We start from the raw sequence: 21,477 nt of genomic DNA on the forward strand, positions 1-21,477 counted from the left end.
GGGGACGAGGCGCGCCGGGTGGAGCGGGCCGAGGGTGGAGGGACCGACCACCACGGAGGAACGTCGTGACCCACCGCCTGCCCGCCCTCGTCCTCGCGCTCGCCCTGGCGCTCCCGGCAGCCGCGTGCGGCTCCGACTCCGACTCCGACGAAGGCTCCCCGTCACCGTCGACCTCCTCGTCGGCGACCTCGTCGAGCAGCCCGACCGGGACGGCCTCGGCGGAGGTCTGCGCAGCCCTCGACCAGCTCACCCAGGACGTGAAGGCGCTCAAGGACGACAAGACGGCGGCGGAGTACTCGGCAGACCTGACGGCCATCAGCGCGGACTTCAAGAAGCTCGCCGACGTCGCGGGGACTGCGTACGCCGACGACGTCGACACCTTCCAGGCGGCGCTGACCACGTTCGCCGACCAGCTGAAGTCCCTCGGCAACGGCCAGGGTGCCCTGCAGGCACTCCAGGACCTCGGTCAGGCGGCGGGCGACCTCGAGGACGCACTCGCGAGCCTGGCCGGGCAGATCAAGTGCTCGAGCTGAGCAGCGCCGCGTAGTCGTGCGGTCGCCACGCGGCGATCGTCTTGGTGCGCATCGTGGCGCCGAGCCGCTCGTAGAACCGCCGGGCGCCGTCGTTGTCCGAGCGGAGGCCCCACCGGATCAGCAGGGAGTCGGCGGCGGCGTACGCCGCGAGCGCGCGCATGACCTGCTCGCCCACGCCGCGGCCGCGTGCGCACTCGCGGACGTAGAGGTCGTCGAGCGCGAGCAGGTCACGCCCCAGCCACAGGTTGACCTGGCGCACGGCGCTCACGTAGCCGACCGCCTCGTCGCCCTGCTCGGCGAGCAGCACCACCACCTGCGGGTCGGCCAGCAGCTCGCGCCAGCGGGCGACGTCGACGTGGACGTGCTGGCCCTCGCCCTCGTGGTCGGCGAGCTCGAGCAGCAGCTGCTGCACGGTCCCGGCGTCGGCGGGGGTGGCCCGGCGGACGGTCGTGGGCGTCATCGGTGTCTCCTGTCCTCTGCCCGGGCGGCTCCCGGGGGGTGCACCCAGCGTCGTCGGACCGGCCTGCGGTGGCACCGGGGAAATCGCCGGGATTCCGGTCGCAGGTCCCGGTAGGGTCGCGACGTGCTGCACGGCCGTGGGAGGGAACAGGCCCGGGCAGCGCAGCTGCTCGGGGCTGCGCGGGACGGAGCCGGTGGAGCGCTGGTGCTGCTGGGCGATCCCGGCACCGGCAAGTCCGCGCTGCTCGCGGACACGATCGCGGCCGCGGAGGACATGACCGTGCTGCGCACCCAGGGCATCGAGTCCGAGGCGCCCCTGGCGTTCGCCGCGTTGCAGCGGCTGCTGCGACCGCTGATGCCCCTGGCCGGGGAGCTCCCGGCCCCGCAGGCCCGGGCCCTGCGGGTGGCCCTGGGCGAGGAGGTCGGCGACGTCGCCACCGGCAGCGACCGGTTCCTGGCGTTCCTCGGCACGCTGAGCCTGCTCGCCGAGGCGTCCGAGACCCGACCGGTGCTGGCGGTCGTCGACGACGCCCACTGGCTCGACGAGGCCTCGGCCGCGGCGCTGCAGTTCGTCGCCCGCCGGCTGCAGCTCGAGCGGGTGGCGCTGCTCTTCGCGGCCCGCGAGCACGACGTGCGGACCTTCGAGTCCGCCGACCTGCCGACCCTGCGCCTCGACGGCCTGGACCCGGCAGCCGGGACCGAGCTGCTGCGCGACCTGACCGGCGCCACGATCACCGCGGAGGTCGCGGCCCAGCTGCTGGCCAGCACCGGCGGCAACCCGCTGGCCCTCGTGGAGGTCCCCCGGGCGCTCTCCAGCGGCCAGCTCTCCGGGCACGAGCAGCTGCCCGGGCGGCTGCCGGTCACCGGCACGATCGAGCGGGTCTTCCTGGACCGCGCGCGCCGGCTCTCCCCCGCGGCGCAGCGGTTGCTGCTGGTCGCGTCGGCCGACGACTCGACGCGCCTCGACACGGTGACCGCGGCGGCCGCGGCCCTGGGCGCCGGCCCGGACGCGCTGGCCGAGGCCGAGACCTCCGGGCTCGTTCAGGTGGAGGGCACCGCGCTGGGGCTGCGGCACCCGCTGGTCCGCTCGGCGCTCTACGCCTCGGCCACCAGCCTCGAGCGCCGGGCCGTGCACGCGGCGCTGGCCGACGCGATGACCGGTCCGGACGAGGCCGACCGCCGGGCCTGGCACCGGGCCGCCTCGGTCGACACCCCCGACCCGGCCGTGGTCGCCGAGCTCGACGCGGCGGCGGCCCGCGCCGAGCAGCGCGGTGGCCACGAGGCGGCCGCGGCAGCCTGGGAGCGGGCCGCAGAGCTCAGCGAGGACGCGCCCGGCCGGGCCCGCCGCTGGTACGCCGCCGGGTCCGCGGCCTGGCTCGGCGGGCAACCGGCACGCGCGCGGCAGCTCGCCGACCGCGCCCACGACCTGGCGGAGGAGCCGCTCCTGCGCGCGGACGTCCAGCACCTGCGGGCCATGATCGAGTGGAACACCGCCTCGGTGCCCGTGGGGCAGCGGATGCTCCTCGAGGCCGCCCGGGACGTGGCCGCGCACGACCCTGACAAGGCGCGGGCGATGGCGATGATCGCGGCCGCGCTGGCGGCGTTCGCCGGGGACCCGGGCGGGGACGTCGAGCCGGCGACGTACGCCGCCCTGCCCGACGGTGACGTGCCGCCCGCCCAGCGGTGCTTCAGCGAGCTGACGCTGGGGCTGCGCAGCGTCGTCGCCCGCGACTGGGGCTCCGCGGCCTCCTTGCTGCGAAAGGCGTTCGTCACCGGCGAGCAGCTCGGGGACAACCGCGACCTGCTGACCAACCTCGGGCTCGCGGCGCTCCACGTCGGTGACACCCGGGCCGCCGAGGACTACCACCAGCGCGTCCTGACCCAGGCCCGCGGCGCAGGGGCCGTGGTGGTGGTCCTCCACACACTGACCCTGCTCGCCCTGAGCGAGCTGCCCAACGGGCGGTGGGCCACCGCGGCGGCGCACCAGCACGAGGCGCTCACCCTCGGCGAGGGCACCGGCCACCCCGTGCTGGCGGCGATGCCGCTGGCCAACCTCGTGCTGCTGTCGGCGCTGCGCGGCGACGATGCCTACGACACCCAGCTGCAGGAGCTCGAGAGCGCTCTCGAGGACCGGTCGGTCGGCATCCTCGACGTCGTGCTGCGTGACGTCACCCGCTGGGCGAAGGGGGTGCACGCCGCGCCCCGGTGGTCGACCGCGTTCCACCACCTGGCGCAGGTCACGCACCCGATCCTGCAGCGCTCCGCGGGGCTCGACCGGGTCGAGGCGGCGGTGCACGCGGACCAGGCCGACACCGCCCGGCTGTGGATCGACGACCTGCAGGCGTTCGCCGACGCCACCGGCCAGGCCTGGGCGGGCGCCCTGGCCGCCCACGGCCGGGCCGTCCTCGCCGGCACGGACGACGAGGCGGCCACCCACTTCGAGCAGGCGCTCGCCCTGCACGCCGACTCGGCCCGCCCCTTCGAGAAGGCCCGCACCCAGCTGGCGTACGGCGAGCACCTGCGGCGCGCCCGCCGCCGCGTCGCCGCCCGCGAGCACCTGCGCGCGGCGCTCGAGACCTTCGAGGACCTCAAGGCGACACCGTGGGCGGACCGGGCCGCCCAGGAGCTGCGGGCCTCGGGCGAGACCGCCCGCAAGCGCGAGGTCGGCGCGGAGGTCGACCTCACGCCCACCGAGCTGCAGGTCGCCCAGCTGGTCCGGGGCGGGCTGTCCAACCGCGAGGTGGCCGCCCAGCTGTTCGTGAGCCCCCGTACCGTCGACTTCCACCTGCGCAACGTCTTCGCCAAGACCGGCGTCACGTCCCGGCTCGAGCTGTCCCGGCTGGCGCTGGGCTGAAGGAGGACCCCATGGACCGCACCGCCCTCGTCGTGGTGGACGCCCAGGTCGGCTTCGACGACCCGTGGTGGGGTGCCCGCAACAACCCCGGCTGCGACGACAACATCGCCGCCCTCGTCGACGCGTTCGCCGCCGCCGGGCAGCCGCTGGTGTACGTGCGGCACGAGTCGGAGGAGCCCGACAGCCCGCTGCACCCCGACAACCCGGGGAACGCGCTGAAGCCCTACCTCGCCCGGCACACCCCGGACCTGCTCGTCACCAAGTCGGTCAACTCGAGCTTCCACGGCTCCCCCGACCTGCAGGCCTGGCTGGCCGGCGAGGGGATCGAGCGGATCGTGGTCTGCGGGATCACCACCAACCACTGCTGCGAGACCACCGCCCGGGTCGGCGGCAACCTCGGCCTCGACGTGTGGTTCGCGATCGACGCGACCCACACCTTCGACCGGACCGGCCCGGACGGCACCACGATGACCGCCGACGAGCTGGCGCGGGCCACGGCGACGAACCTGCACGGGGAGTTCGCCACCGTGGTCCCGACGGCCGAGCTGCTCAGTGGACGTGCACCACGAACGGAGCCGTGACGACCGTCCCGTCCTCGAGCTCGAACTGCCCCCACAGCCGGTAGGCGCCGGCGACCTCGAACCGCACGTGCAGGTCGAGCTCGGGGCCGAACTCCGTCCCCGGCAGCGCGTTCACCGGCCGGTCGCGGTCGTCGTACGTCTCCGCGTGCCGGTGGCCGAACATCGACCCGTCGGAGCGCATCACCACCACGTGCCCCGCGGCCCCGAGGTAGGGCTGCAGGTCGTCGACCGGCGCACCCGTCGCCTCGTCGGTGAAGCGCAGCGTGAAGTCGGTGGTCTCCCCGACGTGCGGGTCGCCGTCGAGCTGCACGCGGACCCCGTCGACCACCTGCTCCCGGACGTCGGCGGCCGGGACCTTCACCCGGGCCGGCACGGTGCCCTCGACGTGGACGGCGTGCTCGTCCAGCACGTCGGCCATCTGTCCCTGGCGGCGGAACTCGGTGTGGACCGTGTAGTCGCCGCCGGTCGGGAAGACCGCGGTCACGCTCAGGACGCCGTCCTCACCCGTGGGCTCGGGGTGGATGTGCGCGAAGGTGCCCAGGTCGGACCGGGTCAGGATCATGTGCATCCACACCTGGTGGGTGCGCACCAGGTCGTCGACCGGCTCGCCGGTCTCCGCGTCGCGCACGGTGACCGTGATCGGGGTCGGCTCCCCCGGCCGGACGACGTCGGGCACGTCGAGGTCGACCTCGAGGCCGGCGTCGTGCGGGCTGACCGGCGGGACGTCGGTCTCCTCCATGACGCTCATCAGCGGGCGCATCGGCATGCCCATCCCCTCCGACCACGCGAGCACGCCGTTCATGCCGCGCTCGGCCTGGTCGGTGCGGCTGAGCCAGGTGAACCCGGCGCCGAGGGCGAGCGCGAGGGTCGCGACGCCGAGGAGGTACGCCGACTGGCCGACGCGGGCGCGCAGCGGCCGGTGCAGCACCTCGTGGGCGCTGGCCGGCGGCCGGAAGCCGCGCAGCCGCAGCGCGTTCGTGACGACGCTGACCGAGCTCATCGCCATCGCCGCGCTGGCCAGCACCGGGTCGAGCAGCAGCCCGTCCCACCAGTACAGGGCGCCGGCCGCGACCGGGATCAGCAGCACGTTGTAGGCGAACGCCCAGACCAGGCCCTGCTTGATGGTGGTCACGGTGCGCCGCGAGAGCGCGATCGCCGAGACGAACCCGCGCAGGTCACCGCCGACCAGGGTGATGTCGGAGGCGGCGATGGCCACGTCGGTGCCGGTGCCGATCGCGATGCCGAGGTCGGCACGGGCCAGCGCGGGCGCGTCGTTGATGCCGTCGCCGACCATCGCGACCACGTGGCCGTCGGCCTGGAGGCCCGCGACCCGCTCGGACTTGTCGCCGGGGAGCACCTCGGCCATGACGTGGTCGATGCCGACCTGGGCCGCGACGGCGCGAGCGGTGCCGGCGTTGTCGCCGGTGACCATCCAGACCTCCAGGCCCAGCGCCTTGAGCTGGGCCACGGCCTCCGCCGACTCCGGACGGACCGTGTCGGCGACGCTGACCAGCCCGGCGAGGCGGCCGTCGACGGCGACGTACATCGGGGTCCGGCCGTCGTGGGCCGAGCGCTCCGCCGCCGTGGCGAGGGCGCCCGCCTCGACGCCGTGGGCGTCCATCAGCGCGAGGTTGCCGACCAGGACGGCCCGGTCGTCGACCCGGGCGGTGATGCCGTGCCCGGCGACCGCCTCGAAGCCGGTGGCGGTTCGCAGGGCCAGCCCGCGCTCGCGGGCGGCGGCGACGATCGCCTCGCCCACGGGGTGCTCGCTCCCGACCTCGGCGGCGGCGACCAGGGCGAGCAGCTCGTCCTCGTCCCAGCCGTCGACGGTCTCGATGCCGGCGAGGCCGGGGCGGCCGCGGGTGATGGTGCCGGTCTTGTCCAGCACGACCGCGGTCAGCCGGCGGGCGTTCTCGAGGGCCTCGCCGTCGCCGATCAGGATGCCGAGCTCCGCGGCCTTGCCGGTGCCGACCATGACCGCGGTCGGGGTGGCCAGGCCCAGGGCGCACGGGCAGGCGATGATCAGCACCGCGATGGTGGTGCCGATGGCGAGGACGAGGTTGTCGGTGCCCGGCCCGAAGGTGACCCAGGCCAGGAAGGTGGCCAGCGCCGCCAGCAGGACGGCGGGCACGAACCAGGCGGAGACCCGGTCGGCGAGGCGCTGCATCGGGGCCTTCGAGCCCTGCGCGTCCTCCACGAGCCGGACGATCTGGGCCAGGGTGCTGTCGGCGCCGACCGCGGTGGCGCGGACGACCAGCGTGCCGGTGCGGTTGAGGGTGGCGCCGATGACGGAGTCGCCGGCCGCCTTCTCGACCGGGGCGCTCTCGCCCGTCAGCATCGACTCGTCGACGCTGGACGCGCCCTCGGTGACCACGCCGTCCACGGGCAGCTTCTCGCCCGGGCGGACACGGACCAGGTCACCGGCGGCGACCTCCTCCACGGGTACGTCGACCTCCTGGCCGCCGCGCAGCACGCGGGCCGTGGCGGGCGCGAGACCGACGAGCGCCTTGACCGAGGCGGCGGTGCGCTTCTTGGCCTTCAGCTCCAGCCAGCGGCCCATCAGGACCAGCGCGACCACGACGAGGGCGGTCTCGAAGTACAGGTGCAGCGGCAGCCCCCACGACTGCGCCTGCCCCGGCCAGAGCGTGACGAACGCGCTGTAGCCGTAGGCGACGCCGGTCCCCAGGGCGACGAGGGTGTTCATGGTGGTGGCGCGGTTCTTGGTCGCCGCCCACGCCAGCCGGTAGATGTCGGCGCCGGCCCACAGCTGCACGCCGGTGGCGATCACCAGGATGAGCGGCATCAGCCAGTCCATGGTGTCGAGGTGCAGCGGCAGGTACATCACGCCCATCAGCCCGAGGCCGGTGGTGAGCGCGACCTGCCAGCGGCGCTTCAGGTGGCCGATCTCGGCGTCGCGGCGGGCGTCGAGGTCGTCGACCTCCGTCCGCTCCCGAGCCGGCTCGTCGTCCCGCGCGGCGGGGCCGCGCACGGTGCCGGAGTAGCCGGCCCTGGCCACCGCGGCGGTGAGGTCGTCCGGGGAGACCGAGCCGGCGTCGTACTCGACGTGGGCGGTCTCGTTGGCGAGGTTCACCGAGGCCGTGACCACCCCGTCCACGCGGGACAGGGCCTTCTCGACCCGGCCGACGCAGGAGGCGCAGGTCATGCCACCGATGTCGAGGGTGCACTCGGCGGCGGTGGGTGCCTCGGTGCTGTGTCCGGCGGCGCCGGGCCCGGCGGTGCGGGGCGGGGTGGTCACGGTCATCTCGGTGCTCCTTGCCTGGGTGCTGCCTGGTGGTGCGGGTGGGGCCCGGGACGGGCTCAGGAGGCGAGCTGGTAGCCGGCCTCGTCGAGGGCGGCGGTCAGCTCGTCGTGGGTCAGCGGGCGGGTGCTCGTGACGGTGACGTCACCGGTGGCCAGCTCGACGCGGACGTCGGTCACGCCGGGGATGGCCCCGACCTCCCGCTCGACGGCGCTCACGCAGTGGCCGCACGTCATGCCGGTGACCTGGTGGGTGGCGGTGGTGGTGGACATGTCCATTTCCTTTCGTGATACCCCTAGGGGGTATCTGTTTTCCCTGACAGAAGATACATACCCTCTGGGGGTATGTCCAGAGGCGGTTCAGTGGTGGCCGTGGCCGTGGCCGTGGCCCGCACCGTGGGCGACCTTGTTCGGGGTCAGGGCGGCCGGGACCACCAGGCCGACGAAGATCGCGGCGACCGCGAGGAACGCCTCGGTGTGCCCGGCGACCAGGCCGGCGCGGGTGGTGACGTCGCCGGCGACCGCGGTGAGGACCGCGACCCCCAGGGCGGCGCCGACCTCGTGGCCGGTCATCATCAGGCCCGACGCCAGGCCGGACTCCTCGTGCTTCACGTCGCCCATCGCGGCGACCGAGATCGCCACGAACATCGGGCCGACCCCGAGGCCGAGCACCAGGAAGCCGGGCAGCACGTCGGCGGCGTACGACGCGTCGGCGCCGGCGGTGGCCAGCAGCAGCGCGCCCGCCGCGGAGACGACGAGGCCCACGAGAATGAGCGTGCGGGGGCCGGCGTGCGGCAGCAGCTTCGAGGCGACAGCGGCGGCCACCGTGATCGCTGCGGCGAGCGGCAGGAACTCCAGGCCGGTCACGATCGCCGAGGAGCCCAGGACCTCCTGGAGGTAGAGCGAGCTGAGGAAGATCGAGCCGACGACGGCGCCGGTGACGCCGGCCATCACGGTCGAGGCGGAGACCAGGGACCGGATCCGCCAGGTGCGCGGCGGCACCAGCGGGGCCGCGACCCGGCGCTCGGTGACGGTGAATGCGGTGAGCAGGGCCGCCGCGCCCGACGCGCAGACCAGGGTGGTGGTGTCGGTCCAGCCGTGGCTGCCGGCGCTCTCGATGGCGTTGACGAGCAGGAGCAGCCCGCCGACCAGGGTGATCGCGCCGGGCACGTCGAGGCCACGCAGGCCGGCGCCGCGGCGGGTGCCGGCGGGGACGGCGCGCAGGGTGCCGACCAGGGCGACGACGCCGATCGGGACGTTGATGAAGAACACCGCGCGCCAGTCGAACGCGCTGGTCAGCAGGCCGCCGAAGAGCACGCCGGCGGCGATGCCCATGCTGGCGATGGTGCCCCACACGGCGAGGGCGGCGGCGCGCTGGCGGCCGGCGTACGTCGTCATCACGATCGACATGGCGGCCGGGGTGAGCATCGCGGCGCCGGCGCCCTGGGCGCCCCGGGCGAGGACGAGGGTGAGCGCGGAGTCGGCGAGGCCGCTGACCAGCGAGGCGCCGGTGAAGAGCGTCAGGCCGATGACGAACATCCGGCGGCGGTCGAACAGGTCGGACATCCGGCCCCCGAGCAGCAGCAGGCCGCCGCTGAGCAGGACGTAGGCGCTGACCACCCACTGGTAGTCGGACGAGCTGAAGTGCAGGTCGGCGCCGATGCTCGGCAGCGCGACGTTCACGACGCTGACGTCGAGCACGACCATGAACTGGGCGGCGAGCATGAGGCCGAGCACCGTCCAGGGACGGCGGGCCTCCTCGGCCACCGGGTGCGGCGGGTGGTGGGCCGCGTGGGCTGTGGTGGACATCGGGTTCTCCTTCGGCACGGGCTGTCGATCCGGTGTGGATCTCGTGCTCCGAGCCTCCGTCTCCCGGGGCCCTGCTCGCGCCGGTGGAACCACCGGGGTTGGGGCCGTGCAGGACTCCCCGGCTGGCCGGTGAGTCCTGTGCTTGTCGACCGTTGCACCGGCCGACAAGCACAGGACCTGGCCGACAACCTCCGCCCTCTCCGGCCCGGGAACCATCCGAACCCGGCAATTTCACCGGCGCGACCCGGCGATGTCGCCGGGCACGGTGGTGACCACACCCCACCGAAAGGCACCACCATGAGCTCCACGCACGACGCCCTCGACGTCCTCGTCATCGGCGCCGGTCAGGCCGGCCTCGCGACCGCGTACCACCTGCGCCGCCAGGGCCTGCGCTTCCTCGTCGTCGACGCCGCCCCCGAGATCGGCCACGCGTGGCGGTCGCGGTGGGACTCGCTGCGGCTCTTCTCCCCCGCGGAGTACGACGGCCTCCCCGGCTGGCCGTTCCCCGCGGAGAGCGGCAGCTACCCGGGCAAGGACGAGGTGGCCGCCTACCTGGTCGCCTACGCCGAGCGCTTCGACCTGCCGGTGCTGCTGGACTGCCCGGTCACCCGCCTGGAGCGGGTCGACGGGCTCTTCGCCGTGCACACCCGGCAGGGTCGGCTCCTCGCCCGCCAGGTCGTGGTTGCGACCGGACCGTTCCAGACTCCGGTCGTCCCGGAGCTCGCGGGCCGGATGAGCGGGGTCACCCAGCTGCACAGCGCGTCGTACCGCAACCCCGCCGCCCTGCCCCCCGGGCCGGTCCTGGTCGTCGGGGACGGGAACTCCGGCCGTCAGATCGCGCTCGAGCTCTCCGGGACCCGCGACGTCACCCTCGCGGCCGGCTCGGGGTCGCTGGAGCTGCCGCAGCGCGTGCTGGGTCGCGACCTGTTCTGGTGGCTGACGCGGCTGGGCGTGATCACGAAGACCGCCGACTCACGACTGGCGCGGCGGATGCGCTCCCGCGGCGATCTCGTGATCGGCACCCCGACGCGGGACCTGCGCGCTGCAGGGGTGAGCCTCCGCCCGCGACTGGTCGCGGCGTCGTCGGACGGGGTGCGGTTCGAGGACGGCTCCGTCGCCCGCCCGTCGACCGTGGTGTGGGCGACCGGCTTCCGCCGCGACTACTCGTGGATCGACGTGCCGGGCGTGGTCGTCGACGGGGCAGTGGTCCACGAGCGCGGGCTCACGGGCGTGCCAGGCCTGGCCTTCGTCGGCCTCCCCTGGCAGCACACCCGTGGCTCCGCACTGCTCGGCTTCGTCGGGGACGACGCCGCGTGGGTCGCGAGCCGGCTGGCTCAGTCGAGGACCGAGGGAGCGGCGTCCTCGTCGTCGATCTCCCACTCCTCGTCCAGGTGATCGCGCTCCGACTTCTTAGAGCCCCTGCTGCGGTCGCCGCCGCGCCCGGTCACACCCGCTGCGCCACCGCGACCGCCCGCTGCACCGCGGCCGCCGCTCGTCGACCGGCCACCGCCGGCGCGCCCGGAGCCGCCGCTGCCGCTGCCGCTGCCCGTCCCTACCGGGGTCGAGCCGCGTCCCAGGGTGCCCGTGGTCGCGGAGCGCGCCGTCGAGCCGATCGGCCTGACACCCGAGCTGCTGGTGGAGACCGGGGTGAGGCCACCCCGGACCCCGCCCATGTTGCCGCCGAGGCCGCTCATCGCCGCGCCGCCGAGCAGGCCGGCGCCGCCGGTGATGCCGGCACCCGCGCCCACCGAGGTCGCGGGGGTGGTGCTGCCACCCGCGCCGCCGGTGAGGGCGCCGGGGGTGGGCGCGCTGGGGTCCGACCCGGTCCAGGAGCCCTGCGAGCTGCCGGACGGAGTCAAGCTGCCGTCCTCGGCGACCGGGTAGTGGTCGGGCTGCGGGTCGGTCGGGGTGGCTGTGGTGCTCGTCGTGTTGGTGTTGTTGTTGTTGTCGTTGTTCTCCGTCGTGGTGATCACCGACGTGTTGTGGTGGGTCGTGCCGGTCCGGCCACCGTTGTCGTACGGCGAGCGCGTGGACCCACCCGGGCCGCCCGGCGTCGTGGTGGAGCCCGGACCCTGCCGGTCGGTGGGCTTCGGCACCGGGTCGGGCTCACCGTGGATCTTCTTCATCGTGGCGGTGGACTCCCGGAACCGGCTGTCCATCTCGGTGGTCGTCTCGCGCGCGATCTGCTCGCGACGCTCCTGGTCCTGCTCCCACGCCGACACTGCGGACTGCTGCTGCCCGTGCTTGGCGATCTCCTTGTCCGTGGCGCCGGGGGCCAGCGGCTCCGGGTCGCTGGGCCGCGGGCCGGGGTCGCCGCCGAGCTGGTTGGCCCGCTGGTTGCGCCCGTAGACGATCGCGTCGGCGGCAGCCTGGAGCGCCCCGCTGCCATCGTTCAGCTGCCGGGCCTTGTGGCTCATCGCCTTCGCGGACTTCTGGAAGGCCGCCGAGGCGGCCGGCCCGGTCTGTCCCCCCAGCTCGCCCGCTTGTCTCGCCGCATGCTCCAGGCGGGCCTGCACCTGCTCGAGCAGCATGCTGGCGCGGCTCCACTCCTTGGCGCCGTTCTGCACCGCGTCGTGGCGGCTGTCGTCGAGGTAGGCGTCGAGCTTGGCCTGCTGGTATCCCTTCGCCATCTCATGCACCCCCGTCCGTGGGCAGCGTGCAGGAGCTGGGCGCCGAGAAGCTCGGCGCGGCCACGCACGTGGTCGATGCCTGGAGGGCCTGCAGCTGCGTGGCGCTCTCGTCGTCGGCGACGTGCGCCCGCTCCGCGAAGTCCTTGATGTTGACGGTGAAGCCGCGGAGGCCGGCGACCATGTCGTCCATGGCCTCCTTGACGTGGCGGTGCGCCTTCGCGGTGTTCACGGCGAGGTCGACGGCGTCGGTCCCGGGACCGAAGGCCCCGTCGGGCACCTCCCCCACCGGGTGGGCGTGCAAGTCGTCGGCACCTGATTCGAGCATCTCGAGGATGTCCCGGACGACGTCCGGATCGACGGCCAGGTCGTTCAGTGTCGAGCCGACCTCTGAGATCGCCACCATGATGTTCTTCCCCCTACCCAACGTGTTCGGTACTGCTCAACGACGGCCTACCCGGTGCGTCACGCCGGCAAACGCCCGCAGCGCAACTGGGTCGTCCGAGCCCTGCCGGCCGGTCGCTATCCTGACCACCACCAGTCCCCACGACGGAGAGATTCTCGGGTGAAGAAGCGGATCTGTGCCGCTGTTGTCGGCCTCGTGCTGGCTACGAGCGCCTGCACCGGCTCGGACGACGATCCTGCCAGAGCGGACGACACGTCGACGCCGAAGGGCGCCTCGTCGACCGGCGCGGAGCCCGACCCCGGTCCGTCGGTGCCTCCCGCGACCGGGGACCTGCTCGAGCAGGCCAGCGCCACCATGAACGCCCCCGACGGCTACACCCACATGCCTGACATGGCGGACTACCTGGACTCCGCCGGGGAGGACGAGGGCATCGGCGTCGTCGGGCTCGGCGAGGACCCCGGGTGGACCACGGGGACGTTGGCCGAGGCCGCCTCGACCACCAGGCGGAGCAAGCCGTTCAGACCGCTGCCGGAACGACTCGACGACGTCGAGCTCGACGGCGAGCGCGCCTTCCACCTGTCGGGTGCGATCAACGCCTACTCGGTGTACGACGAGTTCGGCGCGTTGCGCAACGGGAACTTCATCCACGTGGAGTTCAGGCAGAGCAAGAGCGTCCCTGCGGCCGAGCGTCAGCGACTGATCGAGTCCGCGCTGGCGAGCTTCCGCTGGCGCTGAGCGCGGGCGGTCAGTCCAGCAGGGCGGCGAGGCGGCGCGCCTCGACCTCGACCTGGAGCTGCTGACGACGACGGAGCTCGGCGAGACGGTCCTGCTTCTGCTCCGGAGTCAGGGTGTGCCACACCCGCTGTCCCGTGCTGCTGGCCGTCCGCATGCCGCCCCTCCTCACCGACCGCACCCCCTGGTGACGGTTCCGCCCGGGGAACCTGACCGGCGGGCATCGTTGTTCCCGCCGGCACGGGCGGACTGGACCAGCGGCTCAGCGGCGCTCGAGCCGCACCAGCAGCTCGTAGTGGTCGGTGTTGGGGAACATGTCGAGCACCCTCCCCCGCTTCGGCACCAGCGCCGGCATCGCCGCCAGGTCGCGGGCGAGCGAGGCGGCGTTGCAGCTGGAGTAGAGCACGTGCCCGACCGAGGACGCGTCGAGCCACCGGCTGAGCTCGTCGCCGATCCCGCGACGCGGCGGGTTGACGACGATCAGCTCGGGCGCGCCACTGCTGGCCACGGCGTACGCCGTCGCGTCGCCGGCCTCGAACCGCACCCCGGTCAGCCCCGCCTCGACCGTGCTCTGCCGGGCGCTCTCGATCGCCTCGGCACTGGCCTCGATACCGACCACCTCGTGCGGCCCCGCGCTCGTCGCGGCGTGCAGCGCGAAGCCGCCGACCCCGCAGTACAGGTCCCACACCGACGCCGGGGCGAGCTCTGCGACCCACTCCGTGGCCTGGCGGTACAACGCCGACGCCATCTCGGTGTTGGTCTGGAAGAAGCTCTGGGGCCGCAGGTGCAGGTCGAGCCCGTTCACCCGCATCCGCAGCGTCGCCCGGTCGGTCAGCAGGATCTCGCGGTCACCCTCGAGCACCGCCTTGTGCTCGGGCTGCAGGTTGACCGAGACGACGACCGCCTGCGGCAGCGCGGCCAGCAGGGACGGCAGGTGCTTGCGGATCCGCGTGACCGGCTCCTGGGAGCGCAGCACGAACCGCACCATCAGCTCGCCGTCCGGTGACTCGGTGACGAGGAGGTGCTTCAGCTCGCCGCGGCGCTGCGGGACGTCGTACGGCGTGATCCGGGCCCGGGTGACGAAGTCCGCGAGGACCGGGAGGGCGGCGTGAAGGCCGGGCGTGTGCAGCGGGCAGTCGCGCAGGTCCTGGCCCGATCCGTCCGGGCGCAGGATGCCCAGGGACGGCTCGTCGACGCTGCCCGTCACGACCATCTTGGCCTTGTTGCGGAACCCCTCCTGGCGGCTCGGGACCGGGGGCAGCCAGACCAGGTCGTGGTGGCCGGCGAGCAGCTCCTCGACGTGTGCCTGCTTGCCAGCGAGCTGGCGGGGGTAGGGCTGCTCGAGCAGGGTGCAGGAGCGGCAGCGTCCCGCCTCGAAGTAGGTGCAGTGCATCGCCGGGCCAGCGTACTCAGCGGTTGTCCACAGATTTGCCCGCGGACCCCTGCGGGCCCCGATCGGCGGGCAGTCTCGGTGGCGGACGACGTACTCGCTCTTCTCGGGGGACGACATGACCATCAACGTCGAGGACACCGCGTTCCGCACGGCGCTCGCGGACATCGACCGGGCGGCCGACCGCTTGCACCGGGCCCGCCACCACATCACCCGCGAGGTCGACCGGTTGCTGGACGGTGGCTGGACCGGCCGGGCCGCCGCCGCGTTCGCGGAGGGCTGGGAGGCCTGGGACCACGGGTCGCAGGACGTGCTGGCGGGACTGCAGACGCTGGGCCGGCTGGTCGATGCCGTGCACCGCGACCTGGTCAGGCAGGACGTGGAGACGCAGGCGCGACTCGACCGGGTCGCCCACGCCGTGGTCACCGCAGGAGACGGCCGGTGAGCGGGCTGGCGCCGTTCGTGGCCGACGTCGACGGCCTGCTGGAGGCGGTCGAGGACATGGGCCGCTGCGGCGAGGAGCTCCGCGCACTGGTCGACGATCTGGCCCGGTCGGTCGGGAGGCTGCACCTCTCCTGGGCGGGCGAGGCGGCGTCGGCGCATCGGGTCGCCCACGACCGGTGGACCGGCGGCTTCCGCGAGATGCAGGAGGCGCTGGCGGTGCTGCGCGCGGTCGCGGACGTCGCGCGCGGCAACTACGACGCCGCGGCGCGGGCCAACACGCACCTGTGGAAGCAGGTCCGGTGAGGCTGGAGGTCGACGGCACCGGCTACGAGACCGCGGCCGAGGCGTTCGTCGGCGGCAACCAGCTCGCGGCACTGTGGTTCGACAGGCTCACCGGGCAGCTGGCGGGTCTCGGCGGGATGGCCGGCGACGACTCGACGTCGCAGGAGTTCGCCACGGCGTACGACGAGAGCGCGCGCGAGGCCGTCGCAGCACTGGCCGACCTCGTCGGCTCGTTCACCGGGCTCGGCCACCTCACCCACGCCGCGCTGACCAACCACGTCCGCGCGGAAGTGCGTTCGGTCGCAGCCGGGTCGGCCGTCTACGACGGCGGCGTGCTGCCCGACGTGGGCGACGACCGGGGGTACGTCGTGGTGCTGCCCTCGACGCCGCCCACCTCGCTCGGCGCGACCGAGCCGGGACTGCCCTGGAAGGTCGGCTGGATCCTCGACCACCTCGAGGGGTTCGTGTGGCCGGGTGCCGACGTCGACCGCCTGCGCTCGGCGGCCGCCGCGTGGCGGGCGGCCGCGGACGGGCTCGTCGGGCTGGAGACCCACTGCGACAGCGCGATGCGCGGCTTCTGGCGCGAGCGCTCCCCCGAGATCCCGCTCGCCATCGACGCCACGCACGAGCTGCGGTCGACGGTGCGCGACCTCAGCGCGCAGTACGCCGCGCTCGCTGCCGCCTGCGAGCAGTACGCCGACCAGGTCGAGGCGAAGCACCAGGAGATCCTCGACGCGGCGATGTGGGTGCTCGAGCAGATCGTCGAGGGTGTCGCGATCAGCGTGGCGCTCGGCGTGCTCACCGGAGGCGCCGGCACCGCCGCCGGCCTCTCCGCCGTCGCGGCCAAGGTCGCCGCGGAGTCACCGCGCTTCGTCGCGATCGTCGAGGCGCTGCGGGCCTTCACCGCCTCGATCGCGAGCACGGTGCGGGTCAGTCGTGAGGGACTGAAAGCGGCACGGGCGTCCCTGACGAAGTTCAAGGACGCGGCCGCTGCGCGGTCTGCTGCACGGGGCGAGGCCGGGACGCTCAGGCTCTGGTGGGAGCGTGAGGCCGGCTGGCTCTCGAGGCACGAGCACTCGGGCAGTCACACGATCCAGAGGCACGTGGGCAAGACCGACGAGGAGCTGCTCCAGCGGCTTGCACGGGACTCGCGGCCGGAGTTCGCCTCGACTTTTTCCAGCCAGGACAGCGCCGAACACGCCATTTCTCGAGTGCTTGAGTTGAAGCGACAAGCGATCCGGGAGTGGTTGGATCATGGAGGGTCGCGCCGCCGACTCGATGCGACGCTGGACTTCGTCACCGGGCGTTCCGCCTCGCGCACTGGCGACGTATTCGAAGTAACAGGCTTGCGGGTGCTCTTGGTCCGGGACGCGTCGATGCCGGATGGATACAGGATTCTCACCTCCTTCCCCCAGCCGTGACACACAAGGAAACTTCATGGAGACACCAGCCCTGGAAGAACTGATGGGTACGTACCTGCATCAGGACTACGACATCGTCGGCACCGTCGACGACAACGTCGATACATTCCTGCGCGAGTCACCCGAGCTCGCGGTGCAACTGCCCCGGGAAGTCGCCTGGGCCCTCGACACCTACTCCTCCGAGCAAGACCTGCACACGTTTGTCCATGAGCTCGGGTGTCAGATTCGTCCGCTGGAGGATGAGGGCGGCTATCGCGGCTGGCTGACCGAGATCGCACGCCGCGTGGCGGCAGCGACCCAGAACTGACCCAAGACCCGGAGTCGTGCAGGCCACCGTGCGCCAGGACGCACTCTGAGCCACACGACCCTGCTTGCCAGAGTCAGGCGGGCTCGACCATCGAGAACGGCACGGTCATCACCGAGCTCCCGACCCGCAGGTGGTAGCGGGTCCGGCCGCGCTTGACGAGAGTGCCGACGACGCCGTCGTACTTGCTGCCGGGGACCGCGATCCGCAGCCGGTCGCCCATCCGCACCCGCACCGGCGGGACAGCGGCCGGGGCGGCGGCCCGCTGCTCGAGGCGCTCGAGCTCGGCAAGGTAGGCCGGGTGCATCGGGGCCGGCTCGCCGCGGTAGGTCCAGGTCAGCAGGTGCGCCACGTCGAAGGACCGCGAGCAGGTGCGGCAGGAGGACGGCCGCTCGGGACGGCGGTGCCGCGTCACCCGGTGACCGGCCGGGCAGGTGCCGGCCCAGCTCCCTTCGATGCTCGGCGCGTCCTCGCTCCCGCACCGCTGACCGCTGCACCCGATGCGCAGCGCCATCGCCCGCCAGACCTCGTCGTGCCCGTGCCGCACCCCGACGAGGGCGTGCGCCACCTCGTGGAGGATCGTGTCGCGGACCTCGGCCTCGGGGTGGAGCGCGGTCAGGGGCGCGCTGAGCCCGATCTCCTTGCGACCGGGCCGACACACACCGGCCCGGCGCTTCGCCCGGTCGAACACGATCGTCCAGCCCCGCAACCCGTGCTCGTCGAGCAGCTCGCGCCCGAGCCGCGCCGCCTCGGTGAGATCCATCCACGTCCCCTCGGTCCGCGAGGCACCCCTCGGCCTCTGCGGGAGACACCGTAGGAGCGGGCACCGACAACCGGTCGGGCGCATGGGTGCTTCCACCCACGACCGGTGCGACAGCGGTGCGTGATCCGCCCGATGCGGCGGCCCGGCCCGCGTTCCTAGCGTGAGGAGCACACCCACCGGGAGGAACCATGGACCACGTCGAGACCGTCGTCATCGGGGCCGGGCAGGCCGGCCTCGCCACGGCGTACCAGCTGCAGAAGCGCGGCCGCACCTGTGTCGTGCTGGACCGCAACCGCCGGATCGGCGACAACTGGCGCCAGCAGTGGGACAGCCTGCGGCTCTACTCGCCGGCGAAGTTCGACGGGCTGCCCGGGATGCCGTTCCCGAGCGCCCCGTGGTCCTTCCCCGGCAAGGACCAGGTCGCGGACTACCTCGAGGCCTACGCCCGCCGCTTCGAGCTGCCGGTCCGCCTCGGCATCGCCGTCGAGCGGCTGTCGGCGGGCCCGGACGGCGACGGGTACGTCGTCGCCACGAGCGCGGGGCCGATCCGCTGCGACAACGTGGTCGTGGCGACCGGGACCTTCGGGCGTACGCCGTACGTCCCCGACGTGGCGCGCGACCTCGACCCGTCGATCCTCCAGCTGCACTCCAGCGAGTACCGCCGGCCCGGCCAGCTGCGCGAGGGCCCCGTGCTGGTCGTGGGCGCCTCGCACTCCGGGTCCGACATCGCCTACGAGGTGGCCCTGACGCACCCGACCACCCTGGCCGGGCGCGACTGCGGCCAGATCCCGCTGCGGTTGGAGTCGCCGGCGATGCACGTCGTCTTCCCGGTGCTGCTGTTCCTGTGGCGCCACCTGCTCACCCGGCGCACCCCGGTCGGCCGCAAGGAGATGGCGGAGGTCCGGTTCCACGGCGGGCCGATGCTGCGGGTCAAGCGCTCCGACCTCGCCGACCGCGGCGTGGTCCGCACGGAGTCCCGCGTCGAAGGTGTCCGCGACGGCCTGCCCCTGCTCGCCGACGGGACCACGGTCGAGGCGGCCAACGTCGTCTGGGCGACCGGCTTCCGCCAGGAGCTCGGCTGGATCGACCTGCCGGTGCTGGGCGAGGACGGCTGGCCGCGCGAGTACCGCGGCGTCGTCGACGACGCACCCGGCCTGTTCTTCTGCGGCCTCTCCTTCCAGTACGCCTTCTCCTCGATGCTGCTCCCCGGCGTCGGCCGCGACGCCGAGCTCGTCGCCCGACGGATCACCGAGCGCCCGTCCCCGCGGGTATCGTCCGGAGAGGGAGGTGCCCGCGATGGGCGTGGTCGACGAGCTGCTGCAGGCCCGCGAGGACTACGAGCGGGGTGAGTGGGCCGCGGCCCTCGACACGTGGGCCGGCGTCGAGCCCGACTCGCTGGGCGTCGAGGACCTGCGCCGGGCCGCCCTGTCGGCGTACCTCCTCGGACGCCCGGAGGAGGCGGTCGGCCACTACCAGCGCGCCTTCCGCTGGTGCGAGGAGACGGGCGACCCGACCGGGGCCGTGCAGTGCGCATTCCACATCACGATGCTGCTCGACACCACCGGCGAGCAGGCGCTGGCGGGCGGCTGGACGGCACGGGCCGAGCGGCTCCTCGAGGACTCCGGTGGCGGCGGTGTCGAGCGGGGGTACGTCGCGTTCCTGCGGATGTACCGCCACCTCGGCGCCGCGGAGTGGCCGGCGGCGGCCACCTGCGCCGCCGAGACCGTGGCCGCGGGGCGGGAGCACGGCGACGCCGACCTGCTCGCGCTCGGCCTGGTGGCCTCGGGGCGGCTCGCGATCTACTCCGGCCGGGTGACCGAGGGCATCGCGCTGCTGGACGACGCGATGGCGCGGGTGGCGGCCGGCGAGACCTCGCCCGAGATCTTCGGCAACGTCTTCTGCACCGCGATCGAGGGCTGCCAGGAGGTCGCCGACTACGGCCGGGTGGCGCAGTGGACGTCTGCGCTGCACCGCTGGTGCACGTCGCTGCCCGGGCTGGTCACCTTCACCGGGCAGTGCTCGCTGCACCGCGGCCAGGTGATGCGGATGCAGGGGGCCTGGCCGGAGGCGCTGGAGGAGCTCGAGCGGGCCGTGGACCGCTACCGGGCGGCGCACTCGCTCGCCGCGATCGGCCTGGCGGAGTCCGAGCGCGGCGACCTGCTGCGGCTGCGTGGCGAGCTCGACGCAGCGGACGCGGCGTACCAGCGAGCCGGCGAGCGGGGCTTCGACCCGCAGCCCGGCCTGGCCCTGCTGTGGCTGGCGCGCGGCGCCCGGGACGCAGCGGCCGGGGCGGTACGCCGCCTGCTCGCGGAGCCGTCCGACCCGGTGCACCAGTGCCGGCTGCTTCCCGGGGCCGTCGACGTGCTGCTGGGCGTCGGAGCCGTCGACGAGGCGCGCACGGCCTCGCTGGAGCTGGACCGGGTGGCCGAGCACGTCGGGTCGCCGGCGGTCCGGGCGATGGCGGCGTACGCCGCGGGCGCCGTCGAGGTCGCCGCGGGCGACGCGTCCGGCGCGCTCCCTTACCTGCGCAAGGCCGGGCAGCTGTGGGCCCGCGTCGAGGGTGCGTACGACGTCGCGCGGGTGCGCGCCCTCACCGGCCGCGCCCTGGCCGCCCTGGGCGACTCGGCGTCGGCCCGGGCCGAGCTGGAGTCCGCGCTCGCCACCTTCCGCCGGCTCGGCGCCGTGCCGGCGGCGCGGGAGGTCGAGCGGCTGCTCTCCCCCACCGACCTGCCGGCCGGGCTGAGCGCCCGGGAGGTGGAGGTGCTTCGGCTGGTCGCGGCCGGCCGCAGCAACGCCGCCATCGCGGCCGAGCTGGTGCTCAGCGAGAAGACCGTGGCTCGGCACCTGTCCAACATCTTCACCAAGCTCGGTGTGGGGTCACGGACCGCGGCGGCGGCCTTCGCCTTCGAGCACGACCTGCTCTGACGTCCGGGTCGCGGAGCGCTCGGTGGGGTCCAGCCGCCGAGCCGTGCCGACGGCCCCCTCGAGCAGGTGGCGCAGGCGCGCGTCGCACTCGTCGGGGTTCCGGGCCGCGGCGACGATGCCCTGCACGGCACACCTCATGACGTTGGGCGCCGAGCGTTTCTCGAACTGCGTCCCGGTGATGCCCGACCCGCCGGCCAGCCGTCGCGACCAGCGCACGGCGTCGGGCCGGTCGTCCAGTGCCTGCCGGACCGCGTCGGCACCCTCGACCGCTCCGGGCCCGAGCGCCGTCGCCAGCTCGTCGCACCGGACCAGGCCCGCCACCAGGGCGCGCTCCGAGGTGGCGGGCACCTCCGGGAGCACGCGCAGGGCGACGTCGGCGGTCAGGGCCACCGTCCACGGCAGGCCCCGGCCGCGGAGCCCGACCACGGACGGGATGAGGGTCACCAGCTCGCCGCGGTGCCGGTCCGTGGTGTGGTCGTTGACCAGCCGGGCCAGGTGGGCCAGCAGCGGGTGGGTGCACTTCGGGTGGTCGCTCCACGGCTCGTTCGCCAGCACCGACGCCATCTCCATGAAGCAGGCGCCCTTGCGTGCCGAGCGGTGCCTGCCTCGCGACAGGACCGGGAGGCCGTCGGGAATCTCGTAGGTGGCCATGACCCCTCCTCCCGATCCAGCATGCGCTCGCAGGACGG

The 21,477-nt window shown here is 73.9% G+C and carries 21 protein-coding genes; 11 read left to right on the forward strand and 10 right to left on the reverse strand.

The genetic code is table 11. From position 1 onward, the window contains the following. Window positions 1–65: 65 nt before the first annotated feature. The gene (locus tag ACFO9I_RS00075; protein WP_379176564.1) at window positions 66–533 is read left to right on the forward strand and encodes a hypothetical protein; all 468 of its coding nucleotides are present in this window, start codon (window positions 66–68) and stop codon (window positions 531–533) included. Here ACFO9I_RS00075 and ACFO9I_RS00080 read toward each other — a convergent pair. After that, entirely contained in the window at window positions 517–993 is a 477-nt protein-coding gene (locus ACFO9I_RS00080) for a GNAT family N-acetyltransferase (RefSeq protein WP_379176566.1), read from the reverse strand. The genes ACFO9I_RS00075 and ACFO9I_RS00080 overlap by 17 nt on opposite strands. A gap of 123 nt (window positions 994–1,116) precedes the next feature. On the opposite strand from ACFO9I_RS00080, the gene ACFO9I_RS00085 reads away from it, so the two are divergent. Together ACFO9I_RS00085 and ACFO9I_RS00090 are read left to right on the forward strand one after the other, a co-directional pair. Then, window positions 1,117–3,846: a helix-turn-helix transcriptional regulator gene (locus ACFO9I_RS00085; protein ID WP_379176568.1), complete on the forward strand. Its 2,730-nt coding sequence runs from the start codon at window positions 1,117–1,119 to the stop codon at window positions 3,844–3,846. A gap of 11 nt (window positions 3,847–3,857) precedes the next feature. Further along, window positions 3,858–4,427, forward strand: a complete 570-nt coding sequence (locus tag ACFO9I_RS00090) for an isochorismatase family protein (protein ID WP_379176570.1) — start codon at window positions 3,858–3,860, stop codon at window positions 4,425–4,427. On the opposite strand, the gene ACFO9I_RS00095 is transcribed toward ACFO9I_RS00090, so the two are convergent. The 3 genes from ACFO9I_RS00095 to ACFO9I_RS00105 form a co-directional block, all read right to left on the reverse strand. Then, complete coding sequence (locus ACFO9I_RS00095; RefSeq protein ID WP_379176572.1) at window positions 4,396–7,689, reverse strand: heavy metal translocating P-type ATPase; 3,294 nt, start codon at window positions 7,687–7,689, stop codon at window positions 4,396–4,398. The genes ACFO9I_RS00090 and ACFO9I_RS00095 overlap by 32 nt on opposite strands. Window positions 7,690–7,745: 56 nt before the next feature. After that, window positions 7,746–7,958 (reverse strand): heavy-metal-associated domain-containing protein, encoded by a 213-nt coding sequence (locus ACFO9I_RS00100; RefSeq protein WP_379176574.1) that lies wholly within the window; start codon window positions 7,956–7,958, stop codon window positions 7,746–7,748. Between the two features lie 87 nt (window positions 7,959–8,045). Beyond that, window positions 8,046–9,494, reverse strand: coding sequence for an MFS transporter (locus ACFO9I_RS00105; protein WP_379176576.1), 1,449 nt, complete (start codon window positions 9,492–9,494; stop codon window positions 8,046–8,048). A 297-nt stretch (window positions 9,495–9,791) separates the two neighbouring features. Between ACFO9I_RS00105 and ACFO9I_RS00110 the strand changes: the two genes are divergently transcribed. Next, on the forward strand, window positions 9,792–10,889 hold the full coding sequence (locus ACFO9I_RS00110; RefSeq protein WP_379176578.1) for a flavin-containing monooxygenase: 1,098 nt from the start codon (window positions 9,792–9,794) through the stop codon (window positions 10,887–10,889). Here ACFO9I_RS00110 and ACFO9I_RS00115 read toward each other — a convergent pair. Together ACFO9I_RS00115 and ACFO9I_RS00120 are read right to left on the reverse strand one after the other, a co-directional pair. Further along, window positions 10,829–12,124, reverse strand: a complete 1,296-nt coding sequence (locus tag ACFO9I_RS00115) for a hypothetical protein (protein ID WP_379176580.1) — start codon at window positions 12,122–12,124, stop codon at window positions 10,829–10,831. The genes ACFO9I_RS00110 and ACFO9I_RS00115 overlap by 61 nt on opposite strands. A gap of 1 nt (window position 12,125) precedes the next feature. Continuing rightward, window positions 12,126–12,527, reverse strand: a complete 402-nt coding sequence (locus tag ACFO9I_RS00120) for a hypothetical protein (RefSeq protein ID WP_379176582.1) — start codon at window positions 12,525–12,527, stop codon at window positions 12,126–12,128. A gap of 309 nt (window positions 12,528–12,836) precedes the next feature. Here ACFO9I_RS00120 and ACFO9I_RS00125 point away from each other — a divergent pair, with 309 nt between their 5' ends. After that, on the forward strand, window positions 12,837–13,262 hold the full coding sequence (locus tag ACFO9I_RS00125; protein ID WP_379176584.1) for a hypothetical protein: 426 nt from the start codon (window positions 12,837–12,839) through the stop codon (window positions 13,260–13,262). A gap of 10 nt (window positions 13,263–13,272) precedes the next feature. Here ACFO9I_RS00125 and ACFO9I_RS00130 read toward each other — a convergent pair whose 3' ends face one another. Continuing rightward, window positions 13,273–13,416: a hypothetical protein gene (locus tag ACFO9I_RS00130; RefSeq protein ID WP_379176586.1), complete on the reverse strand. Its 144-nt coding sequence runs from the start codon at window positions 13,414–13,416 to the stop codon at window positions 13,273–13,275. A 105-nt stretch (window positions 13,417–13,521) separates the two neighbouring features. Further along, window positions 13,522–14,652: a 23S rRNA (uracil(747)-C(5))-methyltransferase RlmC gene (gene rlmC / locus ACFO9I_RS00135; RefSeq protein WP_379176588.1), complete on the reverse strand. Its 1,131-nt coding sequence runs from the start codon at window positions 14,650–14,652 to the stop codon at window positions 13,522–13,524. Between the two features lie 115 nt (window positions 14,653–14,767). Here rlmC and ACFO9I_RS00140 point away from each other — a divergent pair, with 115 nt between their 5' ends. Genes ACFO9I_RS00140 through ACFO9I_RS00155 form a run of 4 tightly spaced genes read left to right on the forward strand, consistent with a single transcriptional unit; the run spans window position 14,768 to window position 17,103 of the window. Continuing rightward, window positions 14,768–15,094 carry a WXG100 family type VII secretion target gene (locus tag ACFO9I_RS00140; protein ID WP_379176590.1) on the forward strand — a complete coding sequence of 109 codons (327 nt, stop codon included), beginning with the start codon at window positions 14,768–14,770 and terminating at the stop codon, window positions 15,092–15,094. Then, window positions 15,091–15,396, forward strand: a complete 306-nt coding sequence (locus ACFO9I_RS00145) for a WXG100 family type VII secretion target (protein ID WP_379176592.1) — start codon at window positions 15,091–15,093, stop codon at window positions 15,394–15,396. Before ACFO9I_RS00140 ends, ACFO9I_RS00145 begins: the two co-directional genes overlap by 4 nt. Beyond that, window positions 15,393–16,796: an RNase A-like domain-containing protein gene (locus ACFO9I_RS00150; RefSeq protein ID WP_379176594.1), complete on the forward strand. Its 1,404-nt coding sequence runs from the start codon at window positions 15,393–15,395 to the stop codon at window positions 16,794–16,796. Before ACFO9I_RS00145 ends, ACFO9I_RS00150 begins: the two co-directional genes overlap by 4 nt. Window positions 16,797–16,812: 16 nt before the next feature. Beyond that, the gene (locus ACFO9I_RS00155) at window positions 16,813–17,103 is read left to right on the forward strand and encodes a contact-dependent growth inhibition system immunity protein (protein WP_379176596.1); all 291 of its coding nucleotides are present in this window, start codon (window positions 16,813–16,815) and stop codon (window positions 17,101–17,103) included. A gap of 73 nt (window positions 17,104–17,176) precedes the next feature. On the opposite strand, the gene ACFO9I_RS00160 is transcribed toward ACFO9I_RS00155, so the two are convergent. Then, on the reverse strand, window positions 17,177–17,863 hold the full coding sequence (locus ACFO9I_RS00160; RefSeq protein WP_379176598.1) for a SprT family zinc-dependent metalloprotease: 687 nt from the start codon (window positions 17,861–17,863) through the stop codon (window positions 17,177–17,179). A 188-nt stretch (window positions 17,864–18,051) separates the two neighbouring features. On the opposite strand from ACFO9I_RS00160, the gene ACFO9I_RS00165 reads away from it, so the two are divergent. After that, window positions 18,052–19,212, forward strand: coding sequence for a flavin-containing monooxygenase (locus ACFO9I_RS00165; protein WP_379176600.1), 1,161 nt, complete (start codon window positions 18,052–18,054; stop codon window positions 19,210–19,212). Then, a complete protein-coding gene (locus ACFO9I_RS00170) occupies window positions 19,160–20,788 on the forward strand; it encodes a LuxR C-terminal-related transcriptional regulator (RefSeq protein ID WP_379176602.1) in 1,629 nt (542 codons plus the stop codon). The genes ACFO9I_RS00165 and ACFO9I_RS00170 overlap by 53 nt, the downstream gene beginning before the upstream one ends. Here the strand turns inward: ACFO9I_RS00170 and ACFO9I_RS00175 are convergent. Continuing rightward, complete coding sequence (locus ACFO9I_RS00175) at window positions 20,741–21,439, reverse strand: hypothetical protein (protein ID WP_379176604.1); 699 nt, start codon at window positions 21,437–21,439, stop codon at window positions 20,741–20,743. The two genes, ACFO9I_RS00170 and ACFO9I_RS00175, sit on opposite strands and share 48 nt — an antisense overlap. Window positions 21,440–21,477 lie beyond the last annotated feature (38 nt).

The organism is Nocardioides sp. GCM10023255, from assembly GCF_042653125.1.
Taxonomy (GTDB): Bacteria; Actinomycetota; Actinomycetes; order Propionibacteriales; family Nocardioidaceae; genus Nocardioides.

What these genes read in the sequence shown, in the direction of transcription:
- ACFO9I_RS00080 (WP_379176566.1), bottom strand. Translation starts at nt 993, where the DNA reads ATGACGCCCACGACCGTCCGCCGGGCCACCCCCGCCGACGCCGGGACC.
- ACFO9I_RS00090 (WP_379176570.1), top strand. Translation starts at nt 3,858, where the DNA reads ATGGACCGCACCGCCCTCGTCGTGGTGGACGCCCAGGTCGGCTTCGAC.
- ACFO9I_RS00095 (WP_379176572.1), bottom strand. Translation starts at nt 7,689, where the DNA reads ATGACCGTGACCACCCCGCCCCGCACCGCCGGGCCCGGCGCCGCCGGA.
- ACFO9I_RS00100 (WP_379176574.1), bottom strand. Translation starts at nt 7,958, where the DNA reads ATGTCCACCACCACCGCCACCCACCAGGTCACCGGCATGACGTGCGGC.
- ACFO9I_RS00105 (WP_379176576.1), bottom strand. Translation starts at nt 9,494, where the DNA reads ATGTCCACCACAGCCCACGCGGCCCACCACCCGCCGCACCCGGTGGCC.
- ACFO9I_RS00110 (WP_379176578.1), top strand. Translation starts at nt 9,792, where the DNA reads ATGAGCTCCACGCACGACGCCCTCGACGTCCTCGTCATCGGCGCCGGT.
- ACFO9I_RS00115 (WP_379176580.1), bottom strand. Translation starts at nt 12,124, where the DNA reads ATGGCGAAGGGATACCAGCAGGCCAAGCTCGACGCCTACCTCGACGAC.
- ACFO9I_RS00120 (WP_379176582.1), bottom strand. Translation starts at nt 12,527, where the DNA reads ATGGTGGCGATCTCAGAGGTCGGCTCGACACTGAACGACCTGGCCGTC.
- ACFO9I_RS00130 (WP_379176586.1), bottom strand. Translation starts at nt 13,416, where the DNA reads ATGCGGACGGCCAGCAGCACGGGACAGCGGGTGTGGCACACCCTGACT.
- rlmC (WP_379176588.1), bottom strand. Translation starts at nt 14,652, where the DNA reads ATGCACTGCACCTACTTCGAGGCGGGACGCTGCCGCTCCTGCACCCTG.
- ACFO9I_RS00140 (WP_379176590.1), top strand. Translation starts at nt 14,768, where the DNA reads ATGACCATCAACGTCGAGGACACCGCGTTCCGCACGGCGCTCGCGGAC.
- ACFO9I_RS00155 (WP_379176596.1), top strand. Translation starts at nt 16,813, where the DNA reads ATGGAGACACCAGCCCTGGAAGAACTGATGGGTACGTACCTGCATCAG.
- ACFO9I_RS00160 (WP_379176598.1), bottom strand. Translation starts at nt 17,863, where the DNA reads ATGGATCTCACCGAGGCGGCGCGGCTCGGGCGCGAGCTGCTCGACGAG.
- ACFO9I_RS00165 (WP_379176600.1), top strand. Translation starts at nt 18,052, where the DNA reads ATGGACCACGTCGAGACCGTCGTCATCGGGGCCGGGCAGGCCGGCCTC.
- ACFO9I_RS00170 (WP_379176602.1), top strand. Translation starts at nt 19,160, where the DNA reads ATGGGCGTGGTCGACGAGCTGCTGCAGGCCCGCGAGGACTACGAGCGG.
- ACFO9I_RS00175 (WP_379176604.1), bottom strand. Translation starts at nt 21,439, where the DNA reads ATGGCCACCTACGAGATTCCCGACGGCCTCCCGGTCCTGTCGCGAGGC.